Origin of the sequence: Microbacterium lacus, from assembly GCF_002812805.1 — a bacterium.
Taxonomy (GTDB): domain Bacteria; phylum Actinomycetota; class Actinomycetes; order Actinomycetales; family Microbacteriaceae; genus Microbacterium; species Microbacterium lacus_A.
In genome coordinates this window covers 22,288-39,298 of sequence record NZ_NMUM01000019.1, presented here as the reverse complement: position 1 = coordinate 39,298, position 17,011 = coordinate 22,288, and the positions used below count along the sequence as shown (strand labels likewise).

Annotated in this window: 18 protein-coding genes; 5 read left to right on the top strand and 13 right to left on the bottom strand. The window is 67.5% G+C overall.

Going from position 1 to position 17,011, the window contains the following annotated elements; translation table 11 throughout:
- From CGU34_RS05530 to CGU34_RS05480, 11 genes are all read right to left on the bottom strand, one after another.
- Positions 1-1,185, bottom strand: coding sequence for an exonuclease SbcCD subunit D (locus CGU34_RS05530; RefSeq protein ID WP_100813536.1), 1,185 nt, complete (start codon positions 1,183-1,185; stop codon positions 1-3).
- Between the two features lie 62 nt (positions 1,186-1,247).
- The gene (locus CGU34_RS05525) at positions 1,248-1,541 is read right to left on the bottom strand and encodes a hypothetical protein (RefSeq protein ID WP_100813535.1); all 294 of its coding nucleotides are present in this window, start codon (positions 1,539-1,541) and stop codon (positions 1,248-1,250) included.
- The gene (locus CGU34_RS05520) at positions 1,538-1,759 is read right to left on the bottom strand and encodes a hypothetical protein (RefSeq protein WP_100813534.1); all 222 of its coding nucleotides are present in this window, start codon (positions 1,757-1,759) and stop codon (positions 1,538-1,540) included. The genes CGU34_RS05525 and CGU34_RS05520 overlap by 4 nt, the downstream gene beginning before the upstream one ends.
- 97 nt (positions 1,760-1,856) lie before the next feature.
- Positions 1,857-2,279: a DUF1622 domain-containing protein gene (locus CGU34_RS05515; protein ID WP_232711554.1), complete on the bottom strand. Its 423-nt coding sequence runs from the start codon at positions 2,277-2,279 to the stop codon at positions 1,857-1,859.
- A gap of 36 nt (positions 2,280-2,315) precedes the next feature.
- The gene (locus CGU34_RS05510) at positions 2,316-2,615 is read right to left on the bottom strand and encodes a GNAT family N-acetyltransferase (protein ID WP_100813619.1); all 300 of its coding nucleotides are present in this window, start codon (positions 2,613-2,615) and stop codon (positions 2,316-2,318) included.
- A 63-nt stretch (positions 2,616-2,678) separates the two neighbouring features.
- Positions 2,679-4,124, bottom strand: a complete 1,446-nt coding sequence (locus CGU34_RS05505; protein WP_100813533.1) for a GH1 family beta-glucosidase — start codon at positions 4,122-4,124, stop codon at positions 2,679-2,681.
- The gene (gene yicI, locus CGU34_RS05500) at positions 4,121-6,358 is read right to left on the bottom strand and encodes an alpha-xylosidase (protein ID WP_100813532.1); all 2,238 of its coding nucleotides are present in this window, start codon (positions 6,356-6,358) and stop codon (positions 4,121-4,123) included. Before yicI ends, CGU34_RS05505 begins: the two co-directional genes overlap by 4 nt.
- On the bottom strand, positions 6,358-7,251 hold the full coding sequence (locus tag CGU34_RS05495) for a carbohydrate ABC transporter permease (RefSeq protein ID WP_100813531.1): 894 nt from the start codon (positions 7,249-7,251) through the stop codon (positions 6,358-6,360). Before CGU34_RS05495 ends, yicI begins: the two co-directional genes overlap by 1 nt.
- The gene (locus tag CGU34_RS05490) at positions 7,251-8,228 is read right to left on the bottom strand and encodes a carbohydrate ABC transporter permease (protein WP_036299355.1); all 978 of its coding nucleotides are present in this window, start codon (positions 8,226-8,228) and stop codon (positions 7,251-7,253) included. Before CGU34_RS05490 ends, CGU34_RS05495 begins: the two co-directional genes overlap by 1 nt.
- A gap of 96 nt (positions 8,229-8,324) precedes the next feature.
- Positions 8,325-9,638, bottom strand: a complete 1,314-nt coding sequence (locus tag CGU34_RS05485) for an ABC transporter substrate-binding protein (protein ID WP_100813530.1) — start codon at positions 9,636-9,638, stop codon at positions 8,325-8,327.
- 122 nt (positions 9,639-9,760) lie between these two features.
- Positions 9,761-10,789 (bottom strand): LacI family DNA-binding transcriptional regulator, encoded by a 1,029-nt coding sequence (locus CGU34_RS05480; protein WP_100813529.1) that lies wholly within the window; start codon positions 10,787-10,789, stop codon positions 9,761-9,763.
- A gap of 213 nt (positions 10,790-11,002) precedes the next feature.
- On the opposite strand from CGU34_RS05480, the gene CGU34_RS05475 reads away from it, so the two are divergent.
- The 4 genes from CGU34_RS05475 to CGU34_RS05460 all read left to right on the top strand — a co-directional run bounded on the left by CGU34_RS05475 (position 11,003) and on the right by CGU34_RS05460 (position 14,304).
- On the top strand, positions 11,003-11,983 hold the full coding sequence (locus CGU34_RS05475) for an acetylxylan esterase (RefSeq protein ID WP_100813528.1): 981 nt from the start codon (positions 11,003-11,005) through the stop codon (positions 11,981-11,983).
- 355 nt (positions 11,984-12,338) lie between these two features.
- Positions 12,339-13,055, top strand: a complete 717-nt coding sequence (locus CGU34_RS05470) for a winged helix-turn-helix domain-containing protein (protein ID WP_036299382.1) — start codon at positions 12,339-12,341, stop codon at positions 13,053-13,055.
- Between the two features lie 51 nt (positions 13,056-13,106).
- Positions 13,107-14,060 (top strand): DNA-3-methyladenine glycosylase family protein, encoded by a 954-nt coding sequence (locus tag CGU34_RS05465; protein WP_100813527.1) that lies wholly within the window; start codon positions 13,107-13,109, stop codon positions 14,058-14,060.
- Positions 14,061-14,085: 25 nt separating this feature from the next.
- Positions 14,086-14,304 carry a hypothetical protein gene (locus CGU34_RS05460; RefSeq protein WP_036299365.1) on the top strand — a complete coding sequence of 73 codons (219 nt, stop codon included), beginning with the start codon at positions 14,086-14,088 and terminating at the stop codon, positions 14,302-14,304.
- Between the two features lie 25 nt (positions 14,305-14,329).
- On the opposite strand, the gene CGU34_RS05455 is transcribed toward CGU34_RS05460, so the two are convergent.
- On the bottom strand, positions 14,330-15,589 hold the full coding sequence (locus tag CGU34_RS05455; protein ID WP_100813526.1) for an FAD-binding protein: 1,260 nt from the start codon (positions 15,587-15,589) through the stop codon (positions 14,330-14,332).
- 96 nt (positions 15,590-15,685) lie between these two features.
- On the opposite strand from CGU34_RS05455, the gene CGU34_RS05450 reads away from it, so the two are divergent.
- Positions 15,686-16,093 carry a VOC family protein gene (locus CGU34_RS05450; protein WP_100813525.1) on the top strand — a complete coding sequence of 136 codons (408 nt, stop codon included), beginning with the start codon at positions 15,686-15,688 and terminating at the stop codon, positions 16,091-16,093.
- A 12-nt stretch (positions 16,094-16,105) separates the two neighbouring features.
- Here the strand turns inward: CGU34_RS05450 and CGU34_RS05445 are convergent, their stop codons facing one another.
- A complete protein-coding gene (locus CGU34_RS05445; RefSeq protein WP_036299400.1) occupies positions 16,106-16,939 on the bottom strand; it encodes an aldo/keto reductase in 834 nt (277 codons plus the stop codon).
- Positions 16,940-17,011 lie beyond the last annotated feature (72 nt).

Here is a 17,011-nt window from a genome sequence, read left to right as displayed (position 1 = left end):
TCACGCGAGCACGCCGCCTTCCGTGCGCTCGGCGAGAGCGCGCTCGTCGGCGCCCTCCACGATCACCTCGGCCAGGATCTCGGCCTCGGCCTGATCGGCGGCCTGGCCCTGCCGCACGTGCGCGAGGAACGCCGAGATCAACTCACCGTCGTCCCGTGCTTCGCGCACCCGCGCCGAGTACGAGCGCTCGCTCGACTCCGGCACCGTAGCCGGGACATGCTGCACGGTCGCGCAGTGCGGGAAACGCGCGAGCAGCCGCCGCATCGGGTCGCGCTGCGGCGTCGTGTCGGTGTACTGCGCGCACACCCAGGCGTCGGCCTCGGACTCGAAGCGGGCATCGGTCAGCAGTTCGTCGAGCGTCCCGGTGATCGTGACGAGGCGTCGGGGCACCGTGAGCGGCACCCACTCGACCGCCGCCAGGCCCTCCGCATCCAGGTCGATGAGCCACGAACCGCGTGGCTTGTGCTGCTCGCCGAAGGAGTAGTGCAGCGGAGCACCCGCGTACCGCACCCGCTCGGAGAGCTCGTTGCGTCCGTGGATGTGACCGAGCGCGACGTAGTCGGGGCCGTCGAAGGTCGACAGGGGGACGACATCGAGCGTGCCCTGCCGAATCTCACGCTCGACCCCCGGTGTCGCCTCGACGTTCGCGGCGAAGCAATGCGCGATCGCGATCGAGCGGCCCCCGCGCTCGGCCCGATCGTGGTTCACGAGCCCCATCGCATGCCCCATCGTCTGCTCTTGCGTCCGCAGCGTCACGTCCGGCCAGACATGACGAACGAGCGAGGGCTCGAGGAACGGGATGCCGTAGACGTGCACGGGCCCGTGCTCGTCGTGCAGGGTCACCGGAGTGCCCACGCGATCGGATCGGGTGAGGATGTGGATGCCCGCTGCCGCGACGAACGGCGCCTGGAAGCCGAGCCGCGCGGCGCTGTCGTGGTTGCCGCTCGTGACAACGACTTCTGCCCCCGCGGCACGGATCGCCGCGAGGGTGTCGGTCAGCAGCGGATAGCAGCCCGCGGCGGGCGTTGCGGAGTCGAAGACGTCGCCGGCCACCACGACGAGATCGACGTCGCGCTCGGCGACCTGCGACACGAGTTCGTCCAGCACTACCGCGAGCGCGGCGAGTGTCGAGTGCCCGTGGAACGAGCGCCCGATGTGCCAATCGGAGGTGTGCAGGATGCGCATGCTCCCACGCTATGCGGGAGCACCGACATCGGCCCGGATCCCCGGCCGCGGTTCGCCGAGCGTCAGTCCTTCGCGAGCTGGACGATCTCGTCGTCCGACATCTCGATGCCCGCCTGATCGAGGCGCTGCTTCAGGACCGCGATGATGCGGTCGTGACCATCGGCGGCGTGATCCGCTCGCGTCTGGGCGACGATGCCGTCGATCTTTTCGGACGTTGTCGTGTCATTCATGTCCATCGCGGGCTCGGTCTGCACAACGTCGCCCGTCCGGACGATCGGCGAATCGTGGACGGCGTCGCGCTCGGCCGTGGCCTTCTCCGTGGGGGTGTTGTCGTGCGCGGATTCTCCCGAGGTCATGAGTCGCTCCTGTCATCGCCGTCGGATTCGACGGACTCGTCCGTTACATCGTCGCTCAGATCGGGGTCGGCCACCTGGCCGGGCTCGGAACCCTCGATCGGAGCGTCGGGTGCGACCGGCTCTCCGGAGTCCTTATTCGCGGTGTCGCCGCTCTGCCACCCGCCCGTCGGATCGGCGTCGATGACGCCCTCGGGTAGTTCCTCGCGTGACGAGCTCATCGGGTCTCCTCTTGATCGAGCCGGGTGGTCGAGACAACCATCACCCGGATCCGCGCCCGAGCCAAGGGGCTTGACGCACCTCGGGGGCGGGACTACGTCAATCTCGCGGCGTTCGGGCGGCGCTCGCCCTTCGCTCCCGCGCCACCTCGCCCGCAACGACCCCCGCGCCACTCGTGAGCAGCGCGCGCCGCCACGGCAGCACACCCTCGATCTCGATCTGGATCGAGATCGACAGGATGGTTCGGATCAGCACGATGATGCCGAGGATCACGGCGTCCTCGAGCGAGGGCTTAGACGTGATCGTGCGTAGCAAATCCGCGGCGACGAGAACCTCGAGGCCCAGCAGGATCGCCCCACCGAAGGTCGTGCGGAGCGTCGTGAAGGCCGCCGTGCCACCGTCGCCGCGGGCGAGGGTGCGGATGCCGAGCACGATCGCGATGACCGCGCCGACGATCATCGCGAGGGCGCCGGCCGCCTCGAAGACGACCGCGACGGTGATGAAGGCCTGCTCCGTATCCACCCGGCCAGCATAGGGGTGGGCCGAGCGCTCGAACCGTTACGCGCGGGTGCGCTCGGCGAGGATTCCCGCGCGCTCGGGGTGCGCCTCGAACCACTCCGCCACGTACCAGCACACCGGCAGGACCTTGCGATCCCCGGCCTGCTCGAGTTCTGTCACGGCACGGTCGACGACCTCGCCGGCATAGCCGTGGCCGCGGAAGGTGGGCACCGTGTACGCACGGGTGAGTGCGACGGTACGTCCGTCATCGCGGTAGTCGAGGGCGCTCACGAGGTTGGGCCCGTCGTGCAACGTGTACCGCGAGGCATCCGGTTCGTGGGTGAAAGTCAGCGAAGTCACCGGCACAGCGTACGCCCGCCCCGAGCGGTCGAGGCTGGGCGCACGCTGAATGCCGTGATCGGTCTAGGCAGGAAGAACTCCGGTGCGTGCGAGATCGCGGTACCAGAGCCCGCTGTCCTTGACGGTGCGCTCGAGCGAGTCGAAGTCGACGCGGACGATCCCGAACCGCTTGGCGTAGCCGTAGCCCCACTCGAAGTTGTCCATCAGCGACCACACGAAGTAACCACGCAGGTCCACCCCCGCCTGCATCGCCCGGTGTGCCGCGGTGAAGTGACGGCGCAGGTAGTCCAGGCGCTCGGCGTCCGGCACCGAGCCATCTCCGGCGACCGCGTCGTCGAAGGCGGCCCCGTTCTCGGTGACCATGAGTGCCTGCTCGGGGAACTGCTCGCGCAGCGACAGCAGCAGCTCTTCCAGACCCTCGGGCGCGATGTTCCAACCCATGGTCGTGTACGGCCCGGGCTGCTCGACGAACTCGACGATGTCGTTGCTGCCCGGCCAGGCCGTTCCGCCCTCCGCGCCCTTGTGACCATCGTTTTGCTGCTTGGGCGACTCGCCGTCCCACAGACGCACGGTGGCGGTGGAGTAGTAGTTCACCCCGAGCACGTCGATCGGCTGGTTGATCTGCTCGAGATCGCCGTCCTGCACGAACGCCCAGTCGGTCACGGATGCCGTGTCTTCGAGCAGATCGTCAGGGTATTCCCCGCGGAGCATGGGACCGGTGAAAGCGCGATTTGCAAGGGCATCGATCCGGCGCATCGCGTCAGCGGCGTCCTCCCCGCGACTGTTCTCGAGACCCCGGAGCACGTGGAAATTGAGGGTGACCGAGTAATCCGGATCGCCCGTGGACGTCGCGCGGAGTGCCTGCACGGCACGTCCGTGGGCGAGGTTCAGGTGATGCACGGCGGCGAGGGCCGCCGCGGGTTCGTGGCGTCCCGGTGCGTGACCGCCCTGCCCGTACCCGAGGTAGGCCGAGCACCACGGCTCGTTGAGAGTCGTCCAGGTGTGCACGCGGTCGCCGAGGGCCGCACCCATGATCTCGGCGTAGCGCTCGAACGCGTCCGCCGTCGCCCGCACCGGCCACCCGCCCGCATCTTCGAGCGGCTGCGGCAGATCCCAGTGGTACAGCGTCGCGACGGGACGGATGTCTCGCTCCAGCAGACCGTCGACCAGGCGCGAGTAGAAGTCGATCCCCGCCTGGTTCGGCGCACCCGTGCCGGTGGGCTGGATGCGGGGCCAGGCGATCGAGAAGCGGTACGCCCCGAGCCCCAGGTCTTGCATCAGATCGAGGTCGGAGTCCACACGGTGGTAGTGATCGCAAGCCACGTCACCGGTGTCGCCGTTCCAGACCTTGCCGGGCGTCTTGCTGAAGGTGTCCCAGATCGAGGGGCCGCGGCCGTCCTCGTCGAATGCACCCTCTACTTGGTACGACGCCGTCGCCGACCCGAACGTGAAGCCGTCTGGGAAGACGAGCCCCGCATCCCGGTAGTCGCTGTTGCCCTGCATGCTCATTCGGTCACCTCCGCACGGTCCGCAGAAAACGTCTCTCTGCGCCCGTCAGGCGTTGTGACCGCTACCTCGATGGTACCGGTCCCACCCGGGAAGACGCGGAGCGTCAGTCCGTCGAGATAGTCGTAGTCGGGGCGATCCTCCCGTGCACCCCAGGGCAGAACCGCGCCGGGACGGACATAGATCGGCAGGCTCAGGAAGTCATGCCGCTCGCGCCGCCAACCGCCACCCTCGACCTTTTCACCGGTCAGCAGATGCGTCCACGTGCCCGCGGGCAGATAGAAGTCGACCTCACCCGACTCGGTGAACACTGGGGCAACCAGGATGTCGCGCCCGAGCATGTACTGACGGTCGAGGTAGGCGGCGCCCGGGTCATCCGGAAACTCGAGCACCATGGGACGCATGATCGGCGCGCCCGTGCGCGTCGCATCGATTCCGACCTGGAACAGGTACGGCATGAGACGCATCTTCAGGCGGGTGAAGACGCGCGTGACCTCGACGGCCTCGTCGTCGAACATCCACGGCACACGATAGGACTGCGACCCGTGGAAGCGACTGTGGCTGCCGAGCAGGCCGAACGCCGTCCACCGCTTGAAGACCGAGGCATCCGGTGTCCCCTCGAACCCGCCGATGTCGTGACTCCAGTGCGCGAAGCCGCTGAGGGCCAGCGACAGTCCTCCCCGGAGTGTCTCGGCCATCGACGGGAACGTCGAGGTCGAGTCGCCGCCCCAATGTACGGGCATGGTCTGGCCGCCCGCCGTCGCCGAGCGCGCGAACAGCACCGCATCGCCGGCGCCGCGGGCGTCGACCAGCACGTCGTGCACGGCCTTGTTGTACAGGTGCGTGTAGAGATTGTGCATGCGCGCGGGGTCGCTACCGTCGTGCCAGACCACGTCGACGGGGATTCGCTCGCCGAAGTCGGTCTTGAAGCAGTCGACACCCTGGTCGACCAGGGCGCGCAACTTGCCCTGGAACCAGGCGGTCGCGTCGGGGTTGGTGAAGTCGACCAGGCCCATTCCGGCCTGCCAGAGGTCCCACTGCCAGACCGAGCCGTCGGCCCGGCGGACGAGATAGCCCGCAGCCGCGGCCTCGGCGAACAACGGCGAGCGCTGCCCAATGTACGGGTTGATCCACACGCACACGCGCAGGTCGCGTTCGTGCAGCCGATCGAGCATCCCATCGGGATCCGGGAACACCCGGGGATCCCACTCGAAGTCGCACCAGTTGAACTCGCGCATCCAGAAGCAGTCGAAGTGGAAGACCGAGATCGGAAGCTCGCGCCGCGCCATCTCGTCGATGAACGACGTGACCGTCGCCTCGTCGTAGTCGGTCGTGAAGCTGGTCGACAGCCAGAGCCCGTACGACCACGCCGGCACGACCGGCGGCCGGCCGGTCAGGCCGGTGTACCGCTCGAGCACATCCTTCGGCGTCGGGCCGGCGATCACGAAGTACTCGAGCGCCTCGCCCGCGACCGAGAACTGCGTGCGCTCGACCGCCTCGGACCCGATCTCGAACGACACGTGGCCGGGGTCGTTGACCAGCACACCGTAGCCGCGACTGGACAGGAAGAACGGCACGCTCTTGTACGCCTGCTCGCTCGACGTCCCGCCATCCGCGTTCCAGATCTCAACGCTCTGGCCATTCTTGACCAGGGGACCGAATCGCTCGCCGAGGCCGTAGATGAGTTCGCCCACGCCCAGGTCGAGCTGCTCGTGCACGAACGTGTTCGCCGCGGGTCGTGCCTGCGCGGCACGGGCGTTCCCGACGATCCCCGAATCGACCTGCGCATCGGGGGCGAGCTGCACGTAGCCCTGCGCCTTGTGCCCGCTGCCGGTCAGGCGGCGACCACCCTCTTCGAACGACAGCGACCACGGCGCGCCCTGCGTGATCCGCGCGGTGAGCGGGCCCGACGTCAACGATCCGCCCGTTTCGGTGACGGATGCTTCGCCCACACCGCCCGCGATTGCACCCGGCAACTCGAAGCCCGCCTCGCGGCGACCGCCCTCGTGGTGCGCGATCCGCACCCGCACGACGCCCTCGAGCGGCGACGAGAGCGTTACGGTCAGCGTGGCCCGGTTGAGCACGTCGCCGCGTTTGGCGATGACCGCCGTCGGCGCCGTGATCTGCAACCCGGCCCCGTCCGCGGTGTCGGTGACCTGCCAGATGTCGTAGGCCTCTTGCGCATACAGGGCCGTGACCCCGGGTCGTAGCTGCCAGAAACCATCGGTGAACTTCATTACTTGACTGCTCCTGCTGTGATGCCGCGGGTGAGCGTGCGTTGGAAGATGAGGAAGAAGAGAAGGGTCGGAATCAGGCCCAGCAGCGCCGAGGCACTGGTGGTCGTGACATCCATCAGGCGGTCGCCCTGCAGCACGCTGATGGCGACCGGCACCGTCTGGTTCTCGTTCGAGACGAGGAACGTCAGCGGGATGAGGAACTCGTTCCACGTCCAGATGAAGAAGAAGATGAGGAGCACCGACAGGGTCGGGCGACTGATCGGGAAGATGACGCGCCAGAGGATCTGCCACCGGCTTGCGCCGTCGATGGATGCCGCCTCGAGCACCTCCTTCGGGAACGTGCCGTACACCGCCGAGAGCAGGTACGTGCCGAACGCCGCCTGGATCACCGTGAAGACGATGATCACGCTCCACACGTTGTTGTACAGACCGACCTCGCGGAACATGTAGTACAGCGGGTACAGGAGCGCCTCTTGCGGCAGCAGGTTGGCGAGCAGGAACAGCAGCACGATCCACGAGCGCCCGCGCACGCGTCCAATTCCGATGGCGAAGGCATTGAGCACCGAGATGAGCACGGCGAGTACCGCGACCGTGCCCGAGATGAAGAACGAGTTCCACACCTTCTCGGGGAAGTTCACGCGCTCCCAGAACGCGATGATGCCGTCGAAGTAGAGACCCGTCGGCAGCGCGAGGGGGCCGCCGTTGGAGTAGTCGGTGGGCGACTTGAACGAGTTGATCAGGATCAGGTAGAAGGGCGCGATGATCAGGATCGCCGCAACGACCGCGAACGCGACGAGGAGCCAGTCGACGCCCCGGCGTTTGGTCATTCCGCCGCGCGGCGCGGGGGCCTTCTTGCCGCCTCGCACCGTGGTCATTGCCATTGTGGCGGCCATTACAGTCCCGCCCTTTCTTTGCGCTCCGCGGCGTTCTGCGCGCGGATGAACAGGATCGATACGACCGCGATGACGATCGTCAGCGCCGTGGCGATGGTCGAGCCGTAGCCGACCTGCTGCGACTGGAAGAACTCGCTGTATGCGTAGTACGCCGGCACGATCGTGGAGTCGCCGGGACCACCGCGGGTCAGCACGTACACCGGCCCGAACACCTTCAAGGCCGCGATCGTGCACGTGAGCGTGACGACGTAGATCTCGGGCCGGATGATCGTGACCGTGATGGCACGGAACCGCTGGAACCAGTTCGCACCGTCGAGCTCCGCCGCCTCATACAGCTCGGGGTCCACGCGCTGCAGAGCCGCCATGAACACGACGACCGGGTAGCCGATCTGAATCCAGACCAGCACGACCATGATGCTGGCGAGAGCAGTGTCGGGCGAGCCGAGCCAGTTGTGGGCGAGGAATCCGAGACCGATGTCTTCGAGGATGGTGTTGAGCGCTCCGTCTTGCGGACGGAGGATCCAACCGATCACGATGCCCGCGATCGCCGCGGGCAGGATCTGCGGCAGGTAATAGGTGGCGCGCAGGAAGCTGGCGAAGCGGCCACCGAACTTCCGGCCGATGACGTCGAACAGCAGGGCCGCCAGCACGAGCCCGATGATGGTCGGGAAGATCACCATCGCGATGATCATCCAGATGCTGTTGCCGAACGACGTCCAGAACTTCGCATCACCGGCGAGTTCGATCCAGTTCGCAAGCCCGATGAATTCCGGCGGACGGATGCCCCGCCAGTCGGTGAAGCTGAGGTACACGTTCCAGACGAGCGGGACGACGATGATGACCGTCACCAGCACGAGGCCCGGAACGAGATACAGCCAGTACCCGGCCGTGCCACCCCGACGCTGGGGGATCAGCGGCTCCTCGGGTGGGAGTTTCGTTTTTGTCCGCGGCGTGCGGACGAACGGGACAGCGGTCATCGCCGGGCTCCTCGGGAGGTTCGTGCGAACAGAAGGATGCTGCCGGAGCAGCGCGGTCGGTGGTGGCTCGCACACGGGCGAGCCACCACCGGTGCATCAACGGAAGTCGTCGACGTACGAGTCGTACTCGGCGCCGAGCGCCTCCTGGACTTCAGCTGCCGTCTTCGTGCCGTTGACGAGCTCCTGCAGTTCGGCGACGAGGGTGTCGTAGAACGTGGGGGTGGGCCAGTCCGGGTAGAACGACAGGCCGTCCAGTTCGTTGACGGCGTTGAAGGCCTCGATGAGTTCGAGGCTCTTCTCGTCGGTGATGTCGGCCACATCGGCGGCGACGGGCAGACCGCCGTTGTTGCCGATGAGCGCCTGGATCTCGGGACGCATCGTGATGTCGATGAACTCGTACGCGAGTTCCTTGTTCGCCGCACGCTCGGGAACGACCCACAGGTTGCCCGACGAACCCAGGCTCAGCTGGCTGTCGGGGAACGGGAAGACGCCGAAGTCGAAGGTCGAGATCTCGTCGACGAGGCGGCCGTACCACCAGCTGCCCGAGACGAAGATAGGCGCCGTACCGTTGATGAAGGACACACCCGCATCCTCGGCCTTGATGCCCGTGACGTCGGGCGAGAAGTAGCCCTTGTCGGCGTACTCCTTGACGGTCTCGGTGGCGTACGTGATCTCATCCCCTGTCCAGTCGACGGGGTTCTCGTACAGCTGGTAGTCGTTGACCCACTGGCGGTCCGCCTGGCTCAGCGCGAGCTGGTACCAGAGCTGACCCAGGGGGTACTCCAGGCCTGCCTCGGCGAGCGGCGTGATGCCCTGCGCCTGGAACGCGTCGAGCACCTCGATGAATTCGTCGTAGGTCGTCGGCACCTCCAGCCCCGCAGCGGCGAAGGCGTCCTTGTTGTAGTACACGGTGACGAACTCGCCGTAGTTGGGAATGCCGTACCACTCGCCGGAGCCCATGACGCCGTCTTCGGTGTAGCGCGCCGTGGTCTGGAGGGCGGGGGCCAGCATGTCGTCCCAGCCGTACTCTTCGACGGCTTCGCTGATGTCACTGATCAGACCCTGGCTGGCAAGGAATCCTGCCGTGGCGTTGCCCTTGTTGAACTCCATGAGGTCGGGGGCCTCGTCGGAGTTCAGCACCTGGCTCGCGGTCGAGCGGATCTGCTCGAAGCTCCGCTCCTCGAATTCGACCGTCGCGCCGGTCTCCTCCTCGAAGACCTCGATCGCCTCGGCCCATGCGATGCCCATCGCGCTGTTGGCTCCTTCGTAGTGCCAGAGGGTGAGGGTGTTGTCGTCCTCGCCTCCCCCGGATCCGCCCGAGCAGGAGCTGAGGGCGAGCGCGCCGACGGCGATCGCGCCGACGGCGGCGATGAGCCGCGTGTTCTTCTTTCTGGTGCTGTGTTGTGCCATCGTCGGCACTCCTTTCTTGGTGACCCGCATTGGTCGGGATCGGTGAACCGCACACGCTGCGTGTGGGGGTATTCGTCGAAGCGCTTCGATTGATGACATGGTCGTGTGCGTGTTCTTCACGCTCACGCCCGTTCGGCGAGTGCGGCGGGGGCGAGGACGGTGCCCGCAGCCACGTAGAGGGGATCGATGAGGTGAACCGCCGGTTGCAGCCGGTCGGGCCCCAGGGCCTGCACAGCCAATTCGACCGCCCGTTCACACGACGCCTGCGGGATGAGCGGGATCGTGTCGAGCGCCATCGGCAGCAGTGCCATGTCGAACGAGGCGGCAACCGAGAGCACCGAGATGTCACGGCCGACCTCGAGTCCGCGGGCGGCAAGCTCGGCCAGAACGACGACGTGCATGTCGTCCGCTCCGTGCAGGAGAAGCGCGGTCGCGCCCTGCTCCAGCGCCGCGGTGAGTTCTGCCCGGACGGCATGGGCTTCCATCTGAAGCTCGCCACTCGCGCCGAATGAGTGCGCCAGGCCTCGTGTCTGCGCTCGCGCCTCGTACGCGGTGCGGACGCGAGGGGGGAAGTTGGATCGTCGATACGCGACCGCGGGCTGCCCGATCATCGCGACACGCCTGTGCCCGGCGTCCGCCACGCGATCCACAGCCATGCGCGCTGCGGCCTCGAAGTCGAGGTCGACGCAGACCAGGCCCTCATGGTCGTTCGGGATCCCGATGAAGATCGTGGGGATCGCGATCGAGCGCGCGATCGCCACTCGCTCGTCATCAGGAGCCACATCGAGCACCAGAACCGCGTCCGCCAGGTCGCTCGCCGCGACCCTCCGCATGCCCGCGGACGCCTGCTCGTCGGTCAGCAGCAGGATGTCGTAGCCCTGCCTGCGCGCGGCGACGGCGGTCGCGAGCACGAACGCCATGTGGGTCGGCGCGTGGGTGTCGACGCGCAACGGCTCGGTCAGGGCGAAGATATGCGTGCGGCTACCCGCGAGCATGCGAGCTCCCGCGTTCGGCTCGTAGCCGAGCTCGCGAGCGACGTCCTCGATGCGCCGACGCGTGTCGGGTGAGACGGGGCGCTTCCCGCTCAGCGCATACGACACGGTGCTGATCGAGACGCCGGCGGCCTTGGCCACCTCGTTGATCTTCGCCATGCGGACTCCGTTGTCTGAGTGTTGTCGAACTGAGGATTGAGAGCGGATCGGAATGTCGAAGCGTTTCGCGGAAGCGCTTCGACAGGCACTCTATGCCGCACCCTCGAACAAAAGCAAGACCTTTTGGCGTTTGACACAACTTATCGAGCGGTGAACGCATCGACGCTCCCCTAGGGTTGTGGACACTTCTCCCTTGCACCGAACGAGGAATCGATGGCGCTTTCGTTCACCGACCTACCCCTGGACGAGCTACGGGTCTACTCCCCGAAACTCGCCGAGCCCACCGGACTCGATGCCTTCTGGAGCGAAACGCTCGATGAGGCGCGGGCCGCCGCATCCGATCCGGTCATCGCGCCGGCGCGCACCCCGATCTCTGAGATCGTGATCGAAGACCTGGAGTTCTCGGGTTTCGCCGGAGACCCCATCCGCGCATGGATCTCACGCCCGCGATCGAGCGAGTCCCGCCCGGTTGTGATCGAGTACCTCGGTTACGGGGGCGGTCGGGGTCTACCGGGTGAACACCTGAAGTGGGCCGCCTGCGGTTATGTGCACGTCCTCATGGACACCCGCGGTCAGGGCGGCAACTGGGGATCGGGCGGGGACACTCCCGACCCGCACGGGTCCGGACCAGCAGCGCAGGGGGTCATGACCCGAGGCATCCACGACCCATCGCAGTACTACTACCGGCGCATGTTCACCGACGCCGTGCGACTCGTTGAAACTGTCGCGGAGCTGCGTGGAATCGACCGGGACCGCATCGCCGTGACCGGCGGTAGCCAGGGAGGGGGTACCGCTATCGCGGCGGCTGCTCTCTCGCCTCTGGTCGCCGCCGTCATGCCCGACGTACCTTTCCTCTGCGACTTCCCGCGCTCGATCACCCGCACACCCCACGACCCGTTTACCGAAATCACCCGCTACCTGTCGGTGAACCGCGCCGCCGCCGCGACGGCCCTGCACACGCTCTCTCACTTCGACGGCGCGATCCTCGCGCGGCGGATCACCGCGCCGGCGCTGTTCTCGGTGGCCCTCATGGACGAGATCGTCCTCCCGGCGAGCGTTTTCGCCGCCTACAACGCGGTGTCATCGGCAGACAAAAACATCGAAGTGTACGAGTACAACGGTCACGAGGGAGGCGGTCACCACCAGTGGCTGCGACAGGTCTCCTGGCTGGCGGAGCGCTTCGGCGCCGACTGAGCAGAATGCGAAACCGGCCACCGAGAATGCCGGGATGCCCGCGCAGTTTGACACATCCCGGGGATCTCGGAGATAATCGGCGGCATGAGTGACAACGCACGCCCTGTGTCCGCCTGGGAGGCGAACCGGAGTGCCGGCACGATGAGCGCCGGTCGCGTTGCCCTGTGTTGTCGAATGTGTCGCTGATCTCGTGACCCAGCCGGGCCCTCACGCCGCCGCCGACGCGGCCGCGACGGCCCCGGGTGCCACCCCCGCAGAAGTCGGGGATTTCGGACACCCCTCACCCGGCCACCGGCCGACACATCGCCGTACCTCGGAGAACCCGCAGGGTTCCCTCCCGGAAGAAGACCTCATCATGTCGAACACCGCCCTTCTCGAAGCTCCCCTCGCTCGACCCGCACATCTGCGGCCGGTCGAATCCCTTCCCGCACCGAGCACCCCCGCTGCGCAACCGGTTCGCGCGGCCGCTCCGCGCAGCGCACCGCGCGGCTTCGCCCTGTACGTCGGTCTCGATGAGCAGAAGGCCGCCGCGGCGGGTGTCAGCCTCGGCACCCTCGTCGAAGCCCTCCGCCGCACCCTCGCCGACCTGGCCCCCGACGCCGAGACCTACGCAACGGTCGCGCTTGCGCCGACAGACGCCGGGGGACGCGACGTCGATCTTGTGCGCCTGGCACTGCACGAGCCGTCCGCGGTCGCACGCAGCCGCCGCGACTCGGACGAGACCGAAGCGGCATCCGTCGGCGTCGTCGTCGACATCTCGCGCAAGAAGGTGCTGCTCGACGGCGAATCCGCGGCGTTCACCTACAAGGAGTTCGAGCTGTTGCAGTACCTCGTGCTCCGCGAGGGACGCACGATCGAGCGCACCGAGTTGGTGTCGTCGCTCTGGTCGGCCGCCGACGACGATGCCCCCGGCGAGCGCACGATCGATGTGCACGTCCGGCGACTGCGCGCCAAGCTCGGACGCTACGAAGACATCGTGCGGACGGTCCGCGGCGTCGGCTACCGGTTCGACCGGCACGCGGATGTCTCGATCCGCTACGGCCACGGCACGCCCTCGCCCGACCGGTTCTGAGCCGATCCGCCTTGGGCCCCCGGTGTCGGACGGGCGCCGTATGGTGGGGCGATGACGTTGAGTCTGAGCGCAACGGGACGCGTCTTCGATCGGCCGATCGAGACCGTCTATCGCCCCGCGCACCCACTCAATCTGGCGCAGGTCATCATGTTCCAGCGACGCGGGGGCGGCGATCCGACGATCCTGCAGGACGGTCCGGTGATCTGGCGTGCGAGCCGAACTCCCGAGGGCACGGCGACGGTCGCCCTGCGACAGGATTCGTCGGGCGCTGTCCGCGCTGCCGCGTGGGGTGACGGAGCCGGGTGGGCTCTCGCCCAGGTCCCCGACCTGTGCGGCGCTTCCGACGACCCCGACGCCTTCGACCCCCGAGACCATCCCCTCCTCCGCGACACCCACCGCCGCAGTATCGAGCTCCGACTCGGCCGCACGGATCTGGTCTTCGACGCGCTTGCCGGCGCGATCATCGAGCAGAAGGTGACCGGAATGCAGGCGTTCGCGGCGTGGCGCCGGCTGGTGCGCTGGCACGGCGAGCTCGCCCCGGGGCCGACGCCGGTGCCTCTGCACGCCCCGCCGACGATCGAAGGATGGCGGAGCATCCCCTCGTGGTCGTGGCACCGGGCGGGTCTCGAACCGCCGCAGGCGCGGACCATCGTGGGCGCGGCTCGTATCGGCCGCTCGCTCGTGGCTGCCGCGGAGCGCGCCGGCGACGGCCCCGATCGCGACCGCGTGCTCACGAGCGTGCGCGGCGTGGGCCTGTGGACGGCGGCCGAGACCCGCATCCGGGCCTTCGGGGATCCAGATGCGGTGAGCGTCGGCGACTACCACCTAGCCCACGAGGTCGGCTATGCGCTGACGGGTCACCGCGTGGACGATGACGGCATGCTCGAACTGCTCGAGCCGTGGGCGGGGCAGCGTCAGCGAGCCATCCGGCTGATCCGCATGAGCGGCGCCCGCGAAGAGCGCCGAGGACCACGCCTGCACCCCGAAGACCACCGGGCACGCTGACGCGCCCTCCCTCTAGGCTGGGGGCATGTCAGGACAGAAACGTTGGCCGCGCGGCCGTGTGCAGTGGCTGCTCGGAACCATCGGTCTGCTCATCGCGGGAGCGCTCGTGGGCTTCGGCCTCTCGAACGTCTGGCTGGGACTCGTCATCGGCATCGCGGTGTCCCTGGGTTGGCTGATCGCGTACGAGTCGTGGCGTGGGCGGAATGCCGGCGTGAACGACGAAAACCACGGCATCCAGCTCTGACCGGAGCCTTGAGGGCTCGCCGCGCTCAGGAACCGAGCACGCGCCGCAGGTACTCGTTCGTGAACCGCCCCGCGGGGTCTTCCGCCGCGACGAGTGCACGGAAGTCTCCCCCGCGCGGATAGCGATCGACGGACGCGCCGCCGCCCGTGGCCGAGAGTTTGCCCCAGTGCGGGCGTGCGTCGAAGGGTGCGAGCGCGGTCTCGATGGTCGGCAGCAGTGCCGCGACGCCGTCCGGATCGTTCCGCCAGGTGAAGTGCAGCGCGATCGTGTCGCGACCGTAGGCTCCACTGAGCCACAGATCGTCCGCGGCGATGCTCCGGACCTCTGAAACGAGCAGCACCGGCGAGATGCTCGCGGCCAGTGTTCGCAGCACGGCGAGCGCCGCCGGAGCATCCTCGCGCGCCACGAAGAACTCGGACTGCAGTTCGTCGCCCGCGTTGCTCGGTGGCGCGTCCCGCCGAAAGTGGGGCAGCCGGTCGAGCCAGCGCCCCGGTTCGCCCAGCTGCGGCGTGACGGAGTCGGTGGGACCGGATGCGATGGGGCCGATCTGTCGGGTCGCCCGCTCGGCCGTCACGCCGGCGGGAAGCACCGCCTCGGCGTTGGTCGTACCGACCACCGACTTGATCCAGACCTGATCGACGACGTCCGTCCCCCAGTCGGCGATGAAGAGGCTCACGCGGTAACCCGACCCCATCACGGCGTCGAACCCGGCGAGTACCTCATCCCACGGAGCGTTCAGGAAGATGTCCTGCCGCACATCGAAGGAGGGCACGAGGTCCAGGCGCACGCGCGTGGTGATACCGAGCGCACCCAACCCGACGACCGATCCGGCGAAGCGCGGATCCTCACTCTCGAGGACCTCGAAGCGCCCGTCTGCGCGGACGATCTCCAGGCCGGTGACGGATGCGCCGAGGATTCTGTTGCCATCGCCCGATCCGTGCGTCCCGGTCGCGATCGCCCCGCCGATCGAGATGTGCGGCAGCGACCCCATGTTGCGGAGCGCCAGCCCGTGATCCTCGACCGCCGAGGCGATCTCGGCGTATCGAGCCGCGGCGGGCACCCACGCGGAGCGGGATTTCACGTCGATCTCGAATGGCGCATTCAGGCGGGTGAGATCGATCAGAACGCCATCCGTGTCGGCGATGTCGTTGAACGAATGTCGCGACCCGAGAGCTCGCACGCGTTCGTTGTCGGTCACGATCCGGCGGAGCTGGTCGAGATCCGCCGGCGACTCGATGGCACGCGCGCGAAAGCGGATGTTTCCCGACCAGTTCTGCTGAGACATCCCTCCATTGTCGGGGCTCTTGCGGATGTCGGAGGCAGGGAAGACACTGAGCGTGCCGCGCAAAAGCGGAAATCGTGTCACGACAGGAGCACCGTTATGACCCGCCTCAACCCGTACATCTCGTTCCGGGATCAGGCACGCCCCGCCCTCGAGTTCTACCACTCGGTGTTCGGCGGCGAACTGGACCTCGATACCTTCGCCGCGTTCGACATGGGCCAGGATCCCCGCGAAAACGACCTAATCATGCACGGCCAGCTCGAGACGCCCGCAGGATTCGTCCTCATGGCGGCCGACACACCGAGCTCGATGCCCTACACGCCCGCGGCGGGCGTCTCGATCTCGATCAGCGGGGACGACGAGGCCGAACTCGAGCGCTACTGGGACGCGCTGGCCGACGGCGGAACCGTCGGTATGCCGTTCGAGACACCACCCTGGGGTGGTCGCTTCGGCATGCTCACCGATCGATTCGGGATCGACTGGATGGTCGCGCTCAACGCGAGCTGAGCGAACCCCCCCCTAGAACTCCTCGTGCGTCTCGGGGTCTCCGCCCCAGAGGCGACCCCGTTCGAGGGCCGAGACCGCGGCGACATCCTCGGCGTCGAGCGAGAATCCAAAGACATCGGCGTTCTCGCGCTGACGGTCGGGGTCGGCCGACTTCGGGATGGGGGTGCTCGCGAGCTCGACGTGCCAACGCAGCACGATCTGCGACGGCGTGACGCGGTGAACTTCTGCCAGTTCCTGCACGATCGACTCGTTCAGCAGTTCGCTGCGCTTGGCGAGCGGGCTCCAACTCTCGGTGCGGATGCCGTGCGCTGCGTGATAGGCCCGCAGCTCCGCCTGCGGGAAATACGGATGCAGCTCGACCTGGTTGACCGCCGGTACGACGCCTGTCTCGTCGGCGAGTCGCTCGAGCATCCCGACCGTGAAGTTCGAGACGCCGATCGAGCGCAGCACACCCTCGTCGCGGAGGTGGATCATCGCCTTCCACGTGTCGACGTACTTGTTCACGCGGGGGTTCGGCCAGTGGATCAGGTACACGTCGATTCGATCGAGGCCGAGGGCGGCCAGCGAGGCTTGGGCGCTCGCGATGGTCTCGTGGTAGCCGTGGTCGCGTCCGGGGAGCTTGGTCGTGACGATCAGCTCGTCGCGGTCGACGCTGCTGCGGCGGATGCCCTCGCCGACCTCGGACTCGTTCTCGTAGTTGAGGGCGGTGTCGAGCAGCCGATACCCGGAATCGATTGCCGCAGTGACCGACTCGATGCCTTCTTCGGCACGCAGCCCGTATGTGCCGAGACCGAGTTCGGCGAAGCGGTGACCGTCGTTGAGGGTTACTTCGGGGATGGAGAGCATGTTGCCATCCTGGCCCACATCCGGGACTGCAAGAACTTTCGCGACGATGTCGATTTCGCTCGGTGCCGTTCG

Excerpts from the sequence above, each read along its gene's own strand:
- CGU34_RS05455 (WP_100813526.1), bottom strand. The coding sequence starts at position 15,589 with ATGTCTCAGCAGAACTGGTCGGGAAACATCCGCTTTCGCGCGCGTGCC.
- CGU34_RS05470 (WP_036299382.1), top strand. The coding sequence starts at position 12,339 with ATGTCGAACACCGCCCTTCTCGAAGCTCCCCTCGCTCGACCCGCACAT.
- CGU34_RS05530 (WP_100813536.1), bottom strand. The coding sequence starts at position 1,185 with ATGCGCATCCTGCACACCTCCGATTGGCACATCGGGCGCTCGTTCCAC.
- CGU34_RS05525 (WP_100813535.1), bottom strand. The coding sequence starts at position 1,541 with ATGACCTCGGGAGAATCCGCGCACGACAACACCCCCACGGAGAAGGCC.
- CGU34_RS05480 (WP_100813529.1), bottom strand. The coding sequence starts at position 10,789 with ATGGCGAAGATCAACGAGGTGGCCAAGGCCGCCGGCGTCTCGATCAGC.
- CGU34_RS05495 (WP_100813531.1), bottom strand. The coding sequence starts at position 7,251 with ATGGCCGCCACAATGGCAATGACCACGGTGCGAGGCGGCAAGAAGGCC.
- yicI (WP_100813532.1), bottom strand. The coding sequence starts at position 6,358 with ATGAAGTTCACCGATGGTTTCTGGCAGCTACGACCCGGGGTCACGGCC.
- CGU34_RS05520 (WP_100813534.1), bottom strand. The coding sequence starts at position 1,759 with ATGAGCTCGTCACGCGAGGAACTACCCGAGGGCGTCATCGACGCCGAT.
- CGU34_RS05450 (WP_100813525.1), top strand. The coding sequence starts at position 15,686 with ATGACCCGCCTCAACCCGTACATCTCGTTCCGGGATCAGGCACGCCCC.
- CGU34_RS05445 (WP_036299400.1), bottom strand. The coding sequence starts at position 16,939 with ATGCTCTCCATCCCCGAAGTAACCCTCAACGACGGTCACCGCTTCGCC.
- CGU34_RS05475 (WP_100813528.1), top strand. The coding sequence starts at position 11,003 with ATGGCGCTTTCGTTCACCGACCTACCCCTGGACGAGCTACGGGTCTAC.
- CGU34_RS05490 (WP_036299355.1), bottom strand. The coding sequence starts at position 8,228 with ATGACCGCTGTCCCGTTCGTCCGCACGCCGCGGACAAAAACGAAACTC.
- CGU34_RS05460 (WP_036299365.1), top strand. The coding sequence starts at position 14,086 with ATGTCAGGACAGAAACGTTGGCCGCGCGGCCGTGTGCAGTGGCTGCTC.
- CGU34_RS05505 (WP_100813533.1), bottom strand. The coding sequence starts at position 4,124 with ATGAGCATGCAGGGCAACAGCGACTACCGGGATGCGGGGCTCGTCTTC.
- CGU34_RS05465 (WP_100813527.1), top strand. The coding sequence starts at position 13,107 with ATGACGTTGAGTCTGAGCGCAACGGGACGCGTCTTCGATCGGCCGATC.
- CGU34_RS05485 (WP_100813530.1), bottom strand. The coding sequence starts at position 9,638 with ATGGCACAACACAGCACCAGAAAGAAGAACACGCGGCTCATCGCCGCC.